Source organism: Labrys sp. Lb11, from assembly GCF_057554225.1.
In genome coordinates this window covers 272,773-286,063 of sequence record NZ_BAAJOT010000007.1, presented here as the reverse complement: position 1 = coordinate 286,063, position 13,291 = coordinate 272,773, and the positions used below count along the sequence as shown (strand labels likewise).

12 protein-coding genes and 1 pseudogene are annotated in these 13,291 nt (G+C 71.3%); 7 read left to right on the top strand and 6 right to left on the bottom strand.

Annotation, left to right across the window (positions count from 1 at the left end; genetic code table 11):
• Positions 1–47: 47 nt before the first annotated feature.
• Entirely contained in the window at positions 48–455 is a 408-nt protein-coding gene (locus tag AC27L4_RS26320; protein WP_487145513.1) for a cupin domain-containing protein, read from the top strand.
• A gap of 321 nt (positions 456–776) precedes the next feature.
• On the opposite strand, the gene AC27L4_RS26315 is transcribed toward AC27L4_RS26320, so the two are convergent.
• Positions 777–1,265, bottom strand: coding sequence for a MarR family winged helix-turn-helix transcriptional regulator (locus AC27L4_RS26315; protein WP_487145510.1), 489 nt, complete (start codon positions 1,263–1,265; stop codon positions 777–779).
• Positions 1,266–1,370: 105 nt separating this feature from the next.
• Here AC27L4_RS26315 and AC27L4_RS26310 point away from each other — a divergent pair, with 105 nt between their 5' ends.
• On the top strand, positions 1,371–1,739 hold the full coding sequence (locus AC27L4_RS26310; protein ID WP_487145508.1) for an antibiotic biosynthesis monooxygenase family protein: 369 nt from the start codon (positions 1,371–1,373) through the stop codon (positions 1,737–1,739).
• A gap of 10 nt (positions 1,740–1,749) precedes the next feature.
• Here the strand turns inward: AC27L4_RS26310 and AC27L4_RS26305 are convergent, their stop codons facing one another.
• Complete coding sequence (locus AC27L4_RS26305; protein WP_487145506.1) at positions 1,750–2,583, bottom strand: PhzF family phenazine biosynthesis protein; 834 nt, start codon at positions 2,581–2,583, stop codon at positions 1,750–1,752.
• A gap of 370 nt (positions 2,584–2,953) precedes the next feature.
• Here AC27L4_RS26305 and AC27L4_RS26300 point away from each other — a divergent pair, with 370 nt between their 5' ends.
• On the top strand, positions 2,954–3,397 hold the full coding sequence (locus tag AC27L4_RS26300) for a DUF3597 domain-containing protein (RefSeq protein ID WP_487145505.1): 444 nt from the start codon (positions 2,954–2,956) through the stop codon (positions 3,395–3,397).
• A gap of 147 nt (positions 3,398–3,544) precedes the next feature.
• Here AC27L4_RS26300 and AC27L4_RS26295 read toward each other — a convergent pair whose 3' ends face one another.
• Complete coding sequence (locus AC27L4_RS26295; protein ID WP_487145504.1) at positions 3,545–3,970, bottom strand: MerR family transcriptional regulator; 426 nt, start codon at positions 3,968–3,970, stop codon at positions 3,545–3,547.
• A gap of 131 nt (positions 3,971–4,101) precedes the next feature.
• Here AC27L4_RS26295 and AC27L4_RS26290 point away from each other — a divergent pair, with 131 nt between their 5' ends.
• The 3 genes from AC27L4_RS26290 to AC27L4_RS26280 all read left to right on the top strand — a co-directional run bounded on the left by AC27L4_RS26290 (position 4,102) and on the right by AC27L4_RS26280 (position 8,008).
• Positions 4,102–5,082, top strand: a complete 981-nt coding sequence (locus tag AC27L4_RS26290) for an arsenic resistance protein (RefSeq protein ID WP_487145502.1) — start codon at positions 4,102–4,104, stop codon at positions 5,080–5,082.
• 89 nt (positions 5,083–5,171) lie between these two features.
• The gene (locus AC27L4_RS26285; protein WP_487145500.1) at positions 5,172–7,457 is read left to right on the top strand and encodes a heavy metal translocating P-type ATPase; all 2,286 of its coding nucleotides are present in this window, start codon (positions 5,172–5,174) and stop codon (positions 7,455–7,457) included.
• Positions 7,458–7,792: 335 nt separating this feature from the next.
• A complete protein-coding gene (locus AC27L4_RS26280; protein WP_487145499.1) occupies positions 7,793–8,008 on the top strand; it encodes a hypothetical protein in 216 nt (71 codons plus the stop codon).
• 158 nt (positions 8,009–8,166) lie between these two features.
• Here AC27L4_RS26280 and AC27L4_RS26275 read toward each other — a convergent pair whose 3' ends face one another.
• On the bottom strand, positions 8,167–9,276 hold the full coding sequence (locus AC27L4_RS26275; protein WP_487145498.1) for a radical SAM/SPASM domain-containing protein: 1,110 nt from the start codon (positions 9,274–9,276) through the stop codon (positions 8,167–8,169).
• A gap of 151 nt (positions 9,277–9,427) precedes the next feature.
• On the opposite strand from AC27L4_RS26275, the gene AC27L4_RS26270 reads away from it, so the two are divergent.
• Complete coding sequence (locus tag AC27L4_RS26270; RefSeq protein WP_487145496.1) at positions 9,428–10,558, top strand: hypothetical protein; 1,131 nt, start codon at positions 9,428–9,430, stop codon at positions 10,556–10,558.
• A gap of 51 nt (positions 10,559–10,609) precedes the next feature.
• Here AC27L4_RS26270 and AC27L4_RS26265 read toward each other — a convergent pair.
• Together AC27L4_RS26265 and AC27L4_RS26260 are read right to left on the bottom strand one after the other, a co-directional pair.
• Positions 10,610–11,360: pseudogene (locus AC27L4_RS26265) on the bottom strand (uracil-DNA glycosylase family protein).
• Between the two features lie 192 nt (positions 11,361–11,552).
• Entirely contained in the window at positions 11,553–13,262 is a 1,710-nt protein-coding gene (locus AC27L4_RS26260; protein WP_487145495.1) for a caspase family protein, read from the bottom strand.
• Positions 13,263–13,291: the final 29 nt, after the last annotated feature.

Below are 13,291 nucleotides of genomic sequence, written 5' to 3'. Positions count from 1 at the left end.
GCCGGGGAGGGAAGGCAATGCAAGCATCTGTTGAAGGAGACACCCGAATGACATCGCAGCCCGACACCCGACGGCCGGCGCCGTTCAGCGACTGGACGGACGAGCGCTACGGCGAACTCCTGGCCAATCAACGGAACGGGCGCGTCGGCAACGCGCTCGTCTCGGAAACCGACACGCTGCGGGTATGGCACCTGAACATCCCGCCCGGCGCCCGTCTGCCTTTCCACCGGCATGTGCTGGACTATTTCTGGACGGCGCTGTCGGCCGGACGCGCCCGCAGCCATTACGGCGACGGCCGCATCGCCGATGCGACCTATGCGGCCGGCGACACCAGGCATTTCAGGTTCGGGGCGGGCGAGTCGATGATCCACGACCTGGAGAATGTCGGCACCGAACCCCTCGTCTTCGTGACGGTCGAGACGAAGACGGGAGCCAACGCGCCTCTCGACGTCTGAAGCGCGGTGGGGCGACGGGGCCCGGGACGGTGTCGTCCCGAGCCCCGCCGCATGGCGCGCCCTGCGCCGAAGCGGGCGAGATGCGGGGCGGGTGGGACAAGGGCTCGGCTGCCATTTCGTCGGCCGGGCCGGGAAACCGGAAAAACCGACCCGTTCCCTATGCCACCGCGTCCGGTTGACGCGCCGCCGCTCTCCCATGGGAAACGTCCGGGGCGGGCTGGCGTTCCCTTCGCCGGATCCGTCCCGTTCCCGAGCGGTCGCACTCCCGGCATGTACGCCGCGCCGCGGCCTGCTCCGTCCTGCGGCGGGGCGGGCGCGGGATCAGCCGCTCGCGGCTTCCTGCCTCTCCGGCGGATCGTCGCCCTCCAGCCGGCGGCGCAGCACGCCCATGACGCGGCGTGCCGCTTCGATGTCCCCGGCCGCGAGGCCCTCCGCGAGCGCGTCCGCCCAGGGGGCCTGCAGGCGCAGGGCGGCGTCGTAGGCCTGCCGGCCGCGCTCGGTCAGGACGACGAGATGAGCCCGGCGATGGTGCGGGTTGGGCAGGAAGGCGACGATGCCGTCCTCGTAGAGGTCGTTGACGATGCGCTGCACGTTCTGGCGGTTGCCGCCCATGTCGCGGGCGAGCCAGGCGACGGGCTGCGGGCGGTCGGCGGCGACGATGGCGCCGAGGATCTGCCAGCGGGCGCTGGTCAGCCCGAGGCCGGCCACCAGCCGGTCGCCGGCGGTCAGCATGCGGCTGTTGACCCGGAACAGGTCGAGGATGAGGCCGGTCAGGGCATCGCCGGCGGCGCTTCGCTGGATCTCGGTCATTGAGCTGCATGAAACGAAATTGACATCATGATGTCAATGTGATTTGGTTTCATAAGTTCATATTGGCGTCATGGTGCCATATTGGACGATACGAGGGAGGTTGTCATGCTGCAGCTGCGTCCGCTCGATCCGGCCTGTCCCATCGCCCGTCAGCTCGCCGTCGAGGCCGGCCCTGTCACGCTGGCGAACGTGTTCACCCTCGACGCTGCCGACGAGCCGGCCTTCCTGGCCGCCTGGCAGGCCGACGCCGCGTTCATGAAGCGCCAGCCGGGCTTCATCGCGACGCAGCTGCATCGGGCCGTCGGCGACAGCTGCGCCTATCTCAACACCGCGGTCTGGGAGACGACGCAGGCCTTCCGCGCCGCGTTCAGCCACCCCGAGTTCCAGGCGAGCCTCTCGGCCTATCCGGGCTCGGCGGTGGCCATGCCGCATCTCTTCCGCACGGTCGCGGTGCCCGGCATCTGCGTGGCCTAGCGCCCGTCTCCTACGCGGTCATCAGCCGGGCCGTGCCGGAAACCCGGATCGAGGCGCCGCGCCCCGACGGGATCTCGGCATGCAGGCGCGAGCGCACGCCCATGTCCTCGCCCTGGATCACCTCGATCGCGCCGCCATGCGGCCAGCCGAGGTCGTCGAGGTAGCCGGCCAGGGCCGCCGTCGCGGCGCCGGTGGCCGGATCCTCGTAGACCCCGCCCCAGGCGAAGGGATTGCGGGCGTGGAACAGGCGCGGCGTCTGCGCATGGGCGAGGAGGATGGTGATCCAGCCCTCGCGCCGCATCAGGGCGCGCATGGGCTCGAACGCATAGGTCATGGCGGCGAGAGCCCGGCGCGAGGCCAGCGCCAGGACGAGGTGGTCGGCTCCGCCGTGGATCCGCGCCGGCGGGATGGCGGCGTCGAGGTCGGCGGAGGTGTAGCCGAACAGCGCCAGGGCCTCGGCCACGGCCGCGGGCGGTGCCGGCCGGTTGCTCGTCGGCGGCGATTGCAGGGCCGCCGCCAGGGTTTCGCCGCGCCGCCACCCCTCGACCGTGATGTCGGCCTGGTTGAGCCTGAGGGCGAAGACGCCGTCGCCCTGCCGCAGGGCGAGGGCGGCGCCGAGCGCGATGGTGGCGTGGCCGCAGAACGGCACTTCGGCGGTCGGCGAGAAATAGCGCACGCGCCAGCCGTCTTCCGCCGGCGCGGCGAAGGCGGTTTCGGAGAAGCCGACCTCGGCGGCAACGGCCTGCATGGCCGCCGGATCGGGCATCTGGCCGGCGACGACCACGCCGGCCGGGTTGCCGCCGGCATCGCCTTCCGAGAAGGCCGCGATCCGCAGGACGTCCATGGCAACCTCGCCTTGGCAGGAGGGAAAGTCGGCGCCGATCCTATCGTCCCGGCGGCTGCGCCTCCAGATGCTCCCGCGGCATCGCGTCGAAGACCGTTCTCTCCGTCAGCCGCAGCACGTGGGCGCTACGCTCGAGGGCGCCGTCGCCGGCGAAGACCGGGTGAAACCGGACTCCTTTACGTCGACCTCCGGGATCTGTCCTCGGCTGTGCTGCAATGCCGCCGGGTTTTGTCATTCCGGCGCATCCATGCTGCAATAGGCTGCGTCAGCGGCCTGCTTTCCCCGGAAAGCGCGTCGCCGGCGGGCCGCCGCAGCGCATCCGACCGGGGCGCCCGGGCACCGGCCGAGAGCAGTGATCAAGGAGAGGCACATGGGAATCTTTGCGTCGATCAAGGAGAAGATCTTCGGCCACGCCGCGGCTCCGGCCGCGCCCGAGCCGGCGACCCAGACCATATCTGCGCCGACCCAGGCATCCGTGGTCCCTGCCTCGCCCGCGCCGGCTGCGCCCGCTCAGGCTCCGGCGGCCCCGGCCGCCCCCGCATCGGCGCCTGCCGCTCCCGTCGACGTCGAAGCCGTGCTGACGGCCATGGCCGCCAAGGCCGGCCAGACGCTCAACTGGCGCCAGTCGATCGTCGATCTGATGAAGCTGCTCGGCCTCGACTCCGGCCTGGCGGCGCGCAAGGAGCTGGCCCATGAGCTCCACTACACCGGCGACACCAATGATTCGGCGGCAATGAACGTCTGGCTGCACAAGCAGGTGATGCAGAAGCTGGCCGAGAACGGCGGCAAGGTGCCGGACAGCCTGCGCAACTGACGACGGCAGGCGGCGCGGCCCCGGCCGCCGCGCCGCATGCCGCCGGGATGGGGCCCGCGGCCGCCGGACCGGCCGGCCCCGCGCCTCGGGCCGTACCGCGAAGATCGGCTGGCGACGCCTGGGATCGCCGGATCCGGCCTCCTCCGTTCAGTGATGATGCCGGCACTTGCCGTGGTCGGCGAGGATCTCGATGACGCGGCATTCGTCGACCCGGCCATGGGCGCAGCCGTGCAGCATGCGATCGAGCTCCTGCTTGAGGGCCTGCAGGCTGGCGATGCGCTGCTCGACCTCGACGAGGCGGCTGCGTGCCACCGCGTCCGCCGCCGCGCAGGACTGGCCGGGATCGTCCTGCAGGGTCAGCAGGGTGCGGATCGCCTCGATATCGAAGCCGAGCTCGCGCGCATGGCGGATGAAAGCCAGCCGCCTGATGTCGCCGGCGTCGTAGAGGCGGCGATTGCCCTCGGTGCGCGGCGGCGCCGGCAGCAGGCCGATCTGCTCGTAGTAGCGGATGGTCGGCACCTTGACGCCGCTCAACCGGGCGGCCTCGCCGATGGCTGCGTTCCCGTCGGTCATGGTTCGCTTGGCTCCTCCAGTCGCTGGAGAATGTAGGGCCGATGCCGTGGGACGCAAGGCGCGCCCGAACGCACTTGCGGGACGCGTGTGGCTCCCGCATTCGTCTGCGACCGACGTCGAAAGGAACGAGCTTGTCCGAACTCCGCGAGCGTCTCGAGAACCGGCAGGTCACGATCTATCTCGTTGCGGTGGCGACGGCGGCGCTGGTCGCGTCGATGACGCCCGGAACGCGCGCGCTGGAAGGCGGCATCAATCCCGCCCTGGCGCTGATGCTCTTCGTCACCTTCCTGCAGGTGCCGCTGGCCGAGCTCGGCCAGGCCTTCAGGCGCATCCGCTTCCTCGCCGCCCTGATGGTGACGAACTTCGCGGCGGTGCCGGCGCTCGTCGCGCTCCTGTCCTGGTTCCTCCCCGAGGATCCGCTGATCCGGCTGGGCGTCCTGCTCGTCCTGCTGGCGCCCTGCGTCGACTACGTCGTCACCTTTTCCCATCTCGGCGGCGCCGACGCCCGCCTGCTGCTCGCCGCGACGCCGGTCCTGCTGATCGTGCAGATGCTGCTGCTTCCGGTCTACCTCGACTGGGCTCTCGGGGCGGGCGCCGCCGGACTGGTGCAGGCCGGACCGTTCCTCGATGCCTTCCTGTGGCTGATCGCAACCCCCCTCGCGCTGGCGGCTCTCCTGCAGATGTGGGCCGCCCGCAGCGCGGCGGGAGCACAGCTCGCCTCGGCGCTCGGCCTCATGCCGGTGCCCGCCACCGCGCTCGTCCTCTTCATCGTCGTCGCGGCGGTCGTGCCGCAGCTCGGCCCGGCCATCGGCGGGACGCTGACGGTCATTCCGATCTATGTCGGCTTCGCGATCCTGGCGCCCTGCATCGGATGGGGCGTCGGACGCCTGTTCCGGCTGGATGCGCCGGCCGGCCGTGCGGTGGCGTTCAGCGGCGCGACGCGCAATTCGCTCGTGGTGCTGCCCCTGGGCCTTGCCGTGCCGGGGGCCCTGCCGCTCCTTCCGGCGATCATCGTCACGCAGACGCTGGTCGAGCTGATGAGCGAGCTGGTCTATGTGCGCCTGGTGCCGAGGCTCGGCGCAGCGGATGCCGTCCCGCCGCGGACGGCCTGAGAGCCGACCGAAATCGAGGCGCATTTTTTGCTTGCTCCTCCAGCCGCTGGAGGATGTAGGCCGGCTGCCGGAGTCCAAGGAGATGTCCCATGGCGACAGCAGCAGGCAGGGTCCGCTACCGGGTCGAAGGCATGGACTGCGCGTCCTGCGTGGCCAAGATCGACACGGCCGTGCGCCGGATGCGCGGCGTCGAGGATGTGCTGGTCTCGGTGACCGCCGGCACGATGACGGTCAGCCATGACGACGAAGTCGATCTCGGCGTCATCGAGAAGACGGTGCGCGGGCTCGGCTACACGGTCCTGCCGTTGCCGGGCCGGGCGCCTGTCGCACCTGCGGCCCCACCGGCTCCGGACCGTGGCGACGACCACGGCCACAGGCACGACCATGCCGATCATGGCCCCGGCTGCCGCGACCACGGCCACGGCGACCGCGACCATGCCGGGCACGACCGCGGGCGCGAGGCGGCCGCGGCGGCCGCCGGGCTGCACGGCCACGATCATGGCCCGACCGACGGACGCTGGTGGGCCACCGGCAAGGGCCGCCTGACCATCGGCGCCGGCGCGGCGCTGGCGCTGGCCTGGGGCGTCGGCCATCTCGTGCCCGGCATCGCCCCTTGGGCCTTCATCGTCGCCATGCTGGTCGGCCTGGTGCCGATCGCCCGCCGCGCCTGGATGGCGGCGATCAACGGTATGCCCTTCACCATCGAGAGCCTGATGACCATCGCCGCGGTCGGCGCCGTGATCATCGGCGCCGGCGAGGAGGCGGCCGCCGTCGTCTTCCTGTTCCTGGTCGGCGAACTCCTGGAGGGCGTCGCCGCCGGCAAGGCCCGCGCCGGCATCAAGGGCCTCACGGCCCTGGTGCCGAGCACGGCCCTGGTCGAGGAGGCGGGCGCGCTGCGCGAGATGCCGGCGGCGAGCCTCCAGGTGGGCGCCGTCATCCTGGTCCGTCCCGGCGACCGCATCCCGGCCGACGGCACCGTGCTCTCCGGCGAGAGCGCGGTCGACGAGGCGCCCGTCACCGGCGAGAGCACGCCGGTGCGCAAGGGCGCCGGCGATCCGGTCTTCGCCGGCACGGTCAACGGCGAGGCGGCCCTGCGCATCACCGTCACCGCGGCGGCCGAGGACAACACCATCGCCCGGGTGGTGCGGCTGGTCGAGGAGGCGCAGGACTCCAAGGCACCGACCGAACGCTTCATCGATCGCTTCTCGCGTGTCTATACGCCCGGCGTGCTGGTGGCGGGCGCGCTCGTCGCGGTGGTGCCGCCGCTCGCCTTCGGCGGCGACTGGATCGGCTGGATCTACAAGGGCCTGGCGGTGCTGCTGATCGGCTGTCCCTGCGCCCTGGTGATCTCGACGCCGGCAGCCATCACCTCGGCCTTGTCCTCGGGTGCCCGGTGCGGCCTCCTGATGAAGGGCGGCGCCGTGCTGGAGACGCTCGGGCGGATCACGGCCGCGGCCATGGACAAGACCGGCACGCTGACCGAGGGCAGGCCCAAGGTCACCGACATCGTCCCGGCCGGCCGCGACGCCGGCGAGGTGCTGCGGCTGGCGGCGGCGCTGGAGCAGGGCTCCAGCCATCCCCTGGCCAAGGCGATCCTGGCCGAGGCGGCGGCGCGCGGCATGGCGATCCGCGCGGCCGACAATGCCGCTGCGGTCGGCGGCAAGGGCGTGACCGGCACGCTCGACGGCATCGAACTGTTCCTCGGCTCGCCCAAGGCGGCGGCCGAGCGCGCGGCGCTGCCGGCCGAGCTCGGCCGGGCGGTCGACGGCCTCAACGACGAGGGCAAGACCGTGTCGGTGCTGCTGGCCGGCGGCGCGGCGGCCGGGCTGATCGCCATGCGCGACGAGCCGCGCCCCGACGCGGTCGCCGGGGTCCGGGCGCTGAAGGAGGCCGGCGTCGCCATCGTCATGCTCACCGGCGACAACCGGCGGACCGCCGAGGCGATCGGCAGGACGCTCGGCATCGCGGTGCGGGCCGAGCTGATGCCGCAGGACAAGCAGCGCATCGTCCGCGAGCTGCAGGACGCCGGCAAGATCGTCGCCAAGGTCGGCGACGGCATCAACGACGCGCCGGCGCTGGCGGCCGCCGATGTCGGCATCGCCATGGGCGGGGGCACCGACGTGGCGCTGGAGACCGCCGACGCCGCGGTGCTGCACGGCCGCGTCGGCGACATCGCCGGTATGGTCGACCTGTCGCGCCGGACCATGGCCAACATCCGCCAGAACATCACCATCGCGCTCGGCCTGAAGGCGGTGTTCCTGGTGACCACGGTGATCGGCGTCACCGGCCTGTGGCCGGCCATCCTGGCCGACACCGGCGCCACCGTGCTGGTGACGGCCAACGCCATGCGCCTGCTGCGCGTCAGGGGGCGGTGAGGGCGGTTCCGGCGCATTCCACAGGGACGGGACCGCCGGCCGGAGAAGCCGGCCCCAAAGCGTTTTGCGACTTGACGGACTCGCGTCAAGTCGCAAAGACGCGTCGAAACAAGAAGTTAGAGCAACGAGCGTTTCCACCAAAACGCGCTTTGCTCTATGCGCGGGCTTCGGCGCGAACAGCCGGGCGCGGTCCGTCCTGCACATCGGCGGCGCTCCGTACGGGAATCCAGGACGCGCCGCTCGCGGCAGCTGCGTTATCGCCGTTGAAAAAAGTGCGGTTCCATGATCTACCTTACGGACGGGGCGGAAGATCAGGACTGGGCCGGACTCTTGCCATGTCGAAATTCATTTTCGCCAAGATCGCGTCCATCGCCGCACTGCTGTCCTCCTCGGCCCTGCTGACCGGCTGCGAAACCAGCGCAGGCCGGCCGGAGCTCCAGCGGCCGGACCAGACGCGGGTCGACAAGCGTCACGCCAAGGTCAAGAGGATCGTGCCGGATCCGACCCTGTCCCGCGACGATGCCCGCGGCGGCGGCTCGCGCAACTACTGAGGCGGGCGTCCCCGATCCCGGCGAGGGGCTCACGCCGGCAGGCGGCGACGACGCGGCGGGCCGTGGTGCTATGTCGCCGCTCCGCGGTTCCGCCCGGTGATCCCCGGCAAGCCGGGCGGCCGGCGGCTGAATGTCCGCCTCGTCCCCGTCCGACAACTCTACCCGACCGCGAAGGCGTGCTCGCGATAGTCCGTCAGGTTGCCGAGGTCGACGGCCGGATCATCGAGGCGGGGATCGCGCAGCGCCTCCAGGAAGGCCGCGAATTCGGGATGGTCGGTCTTCCAGATGCATTGGCGGGCATAGTCGGCCGGCGACCATGTGCCCCAGTCGTTGACCAGGCTGAAGAAGATGGTGTCGACGACGCCGAAGCTGCGGCACAGGTCGACGAAATCGCCCATCTCCCGATAGTTCTCGGTCTGGACGACGAAGTTGCAGTCGACGCGCTTGATCAGGTCGCACTCGGCCAGCGTGGCGATGAAGCCGAGATTGTCCAGCAATTGCCGCCAGTTGCCGAGCCGGCGGGTACGCGCATAGACGGCCTCGCTCGCCGCGTCGATCGACACGGAGATGGCGTGGATGTTGCCGTGCAGGCCGCTCATCTCCTCCCAGACCTTGGGCGTCAGCATCACCGCATTGGTCTGCAGCACCACCTTGAGGTTCGGCAGCCGACGCCCGTCGAGACGGGTGAGCAGGTGGCGGAACACTTTCGAGGCGATCGGATCGCCCGAGCCGGTGACCCTGAGCCAGACGGCCTGGTCGCGGGCATGGCGCAGCACATCGGCGATCAGCCGGTCGGTGAAGCGGATCTTGCGCTCGAAGCCCGGCCCGGCGACGTCCATGATCCGCTCGGCGCGGCAGCTCGGGCAGGACAGGTTGCAGGATTCGTCGTAGCACAGGGCGAATTGCGAGGGCGGGCGGTCGAGCACCACCATGCCCTGCTCGTGGATGCGGCGGTGGCGCGGCGAGAGATCGGCGACGCGCGGCAGGTCGCCGGCCTGGATGCGCGGACATTCCCGGTGGTCGCAATGGCGGAAGCTGCCGTCGAGGATGCCGGCGCGGACGGCCTGGGCCTGCGGCGAGTTCCACACCGTCATCAGGTCGGCCGTCTCGCAATTGCCGATCACGGTCGGCAGCCAGCTCGGGCAGCAGGCGAAGGCCTGGAACTCGCGGTGGATCTCGATCAGCTCGAAGGGACGCTCGCAGAACCGGCCGGCGAGGTTGCGCTCGACGTTCAGGCTCTTGTCGTGCTCCTTGAAGCCGTCGCCCATGGCGGTCCCCGACCGGCCGCATCCGGCCATGGCCGACTATGCCCGACGGCCGTCCATATGGGTAGGGCCGGCCCGGCGCGCCGCCGCGGCGATTTACTTGTGTCGGCGTGATGCTAACCATGCGGCGATGACAAGGGAGGTCCGCCCGGGCATGCCGCTGCCCCCGACGCCGCATCGATCGGCCGCGGACGGCCGCAGCGTCCTGTTCGCGTCGTCGAACGGGGTGGGGCTCGGCCATCTCTGCCGGCAGATGGCAACGGCGCGCCGCTTGCCGCCGGAGCTGCAGCCGCGGTTCCTGACCATGTCCTATGCGGCCTCGGTGCCGCGGGCCGAAGGGATGGCGACGTTCTTCGTACCGCATCACGACGCCATCGGGCTCGACGCCGAGGCCTGGAATCCGTTCCTGGCCGACGAGATCGGGCTCTTGCTGCGCCACCTGCGTCCGGCCGTGTTCGCCTACGACGCGACGGCGGTGTTCGGCGGCGTGGTCGAGACGCTGGCGCGGCATCGCAAGGTCGGCTCGGTCTGGGTGCGGCGGGCGATGTGGCGGGAGGAGCACCGGCCGTTCCTCGACCTCGCCGACCGCTTCGACACCGTGGTGGAGCCGGCGGACCTGGCCGAGGATTTCGACCACGGGCCGACGCGGGCGCGGCGGGGCGAGGTCGTGCGGGTGGCGCCGGTGCTGCATGTCGCGCCGGAGGAGCGGCTCGAGCGGGCCGCGGCCCGCCGGGCGCTGGGCCTGCCGGAGGCGGCCGAGGTCGTCGCCCTGCAGCTCGGCGGAGGCAGCAATTTCGACATGAGCGGCGTCAGGCAGGCCCTCGCCGCGGCGATCCTGGCGCGGCCGGGGACGATGCTGGTCGAGATCCGCTCGCCGATCGCCGCCGGTGGCGGGGAGGGGGCGCCGCTCGGGCCGCGCCACCGCGTCATCCGCCTGTTCCCGAGCTTCCGCTATAGCCGCGCCTTCGACGCCGCCGTCTCGGCCGCCGGCTACAACGCCTTCCACGAGGCGATTCTGGGCGCGGTCCCGACCCTGTTCGTGCCGAACGAAGCGCCGGAGATGGATGTCCAGCTCAATCGGGCCCTCTGGGCGGAGGAGACCGGACGCGGCCTCGTCCTGCGCCGCGACCACGATCTTGCCCGCGCCGGCCGCCTGGTCGAACGGCTGCTCGACCCGGCAGCGCGCGCCGACATCGCCGCCCGCTGCCGCACCCTTGCCTGGTCGAACGGCGCCGACGCCGTTGCCGGGATCATCGCGGCGCTCGCCCGCGGGCGAGGGGGGTGAGTGCGCCCGGGTCGGCTCGGCGGCGAAGCCACGCCGCCGCACGCGACCGGCTCAGGACAGCAGTTCGCGCATGTCCGCCCGCAGCACCGGGAGCAGGTCGGCCTCGAACCAGGGATTGCGCTTGAGCCATCCGCTGTTGCGCCAGGACGGATGCGGCAGCGGCAGCCTGCGCAGCGCCGGATCGGCCCGGTAGATCCTGCGCCAGAGCCGGACGGTCTCGTCGACGCCCTGCCGGGCGACGGCCGGCCCGAAATGCCATCGCTGGGCGTGGCCGCCGACGGCCAGCAGCAGCTCCAGCTTCGGCAGGTGCGCGAACAGCCTCGCCCGCCAGATTTCCGCGCATTCCCGGCGGGGAGGCAGGTCGCTGCCGCTCGGGCTCAGCCCCGGGAAGCAGAAGCCCATGGGGAGGATCGCGATCCTGGCTGGATCGTAGAATGCGTCTTCCTCTATTCCCAGCCATTGCCTGAGGCGGACTCCGGACGGATCGCTGAACGGACGGCCGCTAAAGCGTTTTGCGATTTGACGGAATCGCGTCAAGTCGCAAAGACGCGTCGAAACAAGGAGTTAGAGCAACGCGCGTTTCCGCCAAAACGCGCTTTGCTCTAGCGTGCACCCGGGTTCCGGGGGCCTGGCCGGCGATGCAGATCCGGGCTGTCCGGGAGACCTGGACGATCGGCCGCGGCTCGTGGTCGAGCGGCTTGCCGTAACGCGGCTGGTCGCGGCAGACCCGGCAGGCGCGGATGGCGCTCAATAGGGCGTCGAGCGGTTCGGCGGCGCCGGCCGCACCGGAAGCGGATGTCATGGTCTTCCTCGCTCGCATCCCCGCGCCGTGGCGGGGCCGTCACGCTACGCCGAACCGGGGTCGATCGGCTGCCGGGCGTCGGCCCGTCGCGCCGCGGGATAGAGGATCGCCCCGCCGGGCACGCCCCCGGATGCGGCCACATCGTCGTGCCCCCTCGCCGTCGACGGCGATCGGCCGCGGCCTTCGTCCGCCTCAGCCGAAGCGCTGGCGCGTCCATTCGTCCAGGCGCCGGCGCACCTCCTCCTTCTCGGCGTCGGAGAGACTGGCGTTGACGGCCTGCAATTGCTGCTGGGCGAAGTCCTGGCCCTCGCGCGAGGCCAGGGTGAACCAGAAGGCTGCCTCGACCAGGTCGCGCGCCGTGCCCTGGCCGGCGGCGCTGAGCAGGCCGAGATTGACATAGGCCGAGGAGACCCCGAGCCGCGCCGCCTGCATGTAGAGGTCGTGCGCCTTCCCGAAGTCCTGCTTGACGCCGACGCCGTCCTTGTAGCTGTTGGCCGTGTTCACCATCGAATAGGGGTCGCCGAGATTGGCGCCCTTCTGGAACTGGGCGAAGGCCTTGGCCGGATCCTTCTTGACGCCCCAGCCGTTGAGGTAGAGCAGGCCGATCTTGTCGAAGGCGGTGGCCCAGTTCTGGGCCGTGGCCTTGTCGAGCCAGGTGCGCGCCGCCTTGTAGTCGAGGCCGACGCCGCTGCCCTGCATGTACATGAAGCCGACGTTGAACTGGTCTTCCGGGTGGCCGCGCTCGGCGGCGTAGCGGTAGAGCTCGAACGCCTTCGCCAGGTCCTTGGGGACACCGAGCCCCTTGCGGTAGAGGTTGCCCATGTTGTGGTAGGCGCCGAGATAGCCGGCCGCCATGCCGACCTCGTTCAGGGCCTTGGCCTCCTCGCCGCGCCCGGCCTTGTCGAGGGCGCGGGCCAGCAGCGCCTTGTAGCGCATGTTGCCGGGCTCGGCGGCGACCGCCTGCTCGCAGGCGGGAATGGCGACCTGCGGGTCGAGGCTGCCATAGTCGACGCTCGGTCCGACGCGCTCGGGGTCGGAGGGGTGCGCCGCCGCCAGGTCGCAGGGGCTGGGCTTGACCGCCTCCGGCTCGCCCGGCTTGGGCAGGAGCACGATGTCCTGCACCAGCGACGAGTTCTCCCACGGCACCTGGCGGCCCTTGGTCTCCTCGACGACGCGGGCCCGCGTCGCCTTGAACACCGCCTCGATCGACTGGCCCGGCGCGTGCAGCGCCGCCGCCAACGCCTCCGAATAGGGGCTGTTCCGGCCGGCGCCGTCCTGGGCGACGTCGCCGGGCGAGGTCGAGAACGCGATCAGCGTGCCGGTGTGCTTGCTGCTGATCCGCGCCAGGCCGCGGGCGATCGAATCCCCGTTGGCGATGGAGCGGTTCTTCGGGCCGCCGGCGGCGAAAGGGTTGTCGCGGCAGGCGTCGAGGATGAAGATGATCGCCCCGGCGCTGGTCCGCTCGAACAGGTCGAGGATCTGCCGGGCCGACACCGCGGTCAGCGGCAGGTCCATGGCGTCGGTCAGCCTGGCGTCGACCGGGATCAGGTAGTTCTCGTCCGAGGCCTGCAGCCCGTGGCCGGCATAATAGATCACCACGGTGTCGCCGGGGCCGATCTTGTTGCGGAAGGCGATCAGCGCGCGCTCCAGGTCGCTCTTCGAGGTGTCCTGCGCCATCTGCACGTCGAAACCGATGGCGGTCAGCGACGTGCCGATCAGCTGGGCGTCGGCGAGGGCGTTCTTGAGGCGCGGCAGCGCGGCATAGGCCGAGTTGCCGACGACGAAGGCGAGCCGCTTGCCGGTCTCGGCCGAGGCGGACAGCGCGGCGAGGCAGAGGCCGAGGCCGAGCAGCGCGGCCGCCAGGGGCCGATGGACGCAGCCGGCATGCCGTCGCGCAAGCATGGGATCCTCCGGGCTCGCCTCCCCGACAT